The sequence below is a fragment of the Enterobacter cloacae complex sp. GF14B genome, from assembly GCF_004136805.1.
GTDB lineage: Bacteria > Pseudomonadota > Gammaproteobacteria > Enterobacterales > Enterobacteriaceae > Enterobacter > Enterobacter hormaechei_C.
Window position 1 is genome coordinate 1 of record NZ_QFRV01000324.1, and the last position, 1,057, is coordinate 1,057.

General features: G+C 52.8%; 1 protein-coding gene. It reads left to right on the plus strand.

What is annotated here, in order from left to right; all coding sequences use genetic code 11:
* Positions 1-32: 32 nt before the first annotated feature.
* Positions 33-1,001, plus strand: a complete 969-nt coding sequence (locus tag DD606_RS25480) for an IS5-like element IS903B family transposase (RefSeq protein WP_031942297.1) — start codon at positions 33-35, stop codon at positions 999-1,001.
* The last annotated feature ends 56 nt before the right edge of the window (positions 1,002-1,057 follow it).

Below are 1,057 nucleotides of genomic sequence, written 5' to 3' on the forward strand. Positions count from 1 at the left end.
GGCTTTGTTGAATAAATCGAACTTTTGCTGAGTTGAAGGATCAGATCACGCATCTTCCCGACAACGCAGACCGTTCCGTGGCAAAGCAAAAGTTCAAAATCACCAACTGGCCCACCTACAATAAAGCCCTCATCAACCGTGGCTCCATAACTTTCTGGCTGGATGATGAAGCTATTCAGGCCTGGTATGAGTCAGCAACACCTTCTTCACGAGGCAGACCTCAGCGCTATTCTGACCTTGCCATCACGACTGTGCTGGTCATTAAACGCGTATTCAGGCTGACCCTGCGCGCTGCGCAGGGCTTTATTGATTCCATTTTTTCTCTGATGAACGTTCCGCTACGCTGCCCGGATTACAGCTGTGTCAGCAGGCGGGCAAAGTCGGTTAATGTCAGTTTCAAAACGTCCACCCGGGGTGAAATCGCACACCTGGTAATTGATTCCACCGGGCTGAAGGTCTTCGGTGAAGGCGAGTGGAAAGTCAAAAAGCATGGCCAGGAACGCCGCCGTATCTGGCGTAAGCTGCATCTCGCCGTTGACAGTAAAACACATGAAATCATCTGCGCTGACCTGTCGCTGAACAATGTTACGGACTCAGAGGCCTTCCCCGGGTTAATCCGGCAAACCCACCGGAAAATCAGGTCAGCCGCCGCCGATGGCGCTTACGATACCCGGCTATGTCACGATGAACTGCGGCGTAAGAAAATCAGCGCGCTTATCCCTCCCCGAAAAGGTGCGGGTTACTGGCCCGGTGAATATGCAGACCGTAACCGTGCAGTGGCTAATCAGCGAATGACCGGGAGTAATGCGCGGTGGAAATGGACAACAGATTACAACCGTCGCTCGATAGCGGAAACGGCGATGTACCGGGTAAAACAGCTGTTCGGGGGTTCACTGACGCTGCGTGACTACGATGGTCAGGTTGCGGAGGCTATGGCCCTGGTACGAGCGCTGAACAAAATGACGAAAGCAGGTATGCCTGAAAGCGTGCGTATTGCCTGAAAACACAACCCGCTACGGGGGAGACTTACCCGAAATCTGATTTATTCAACAAAGCC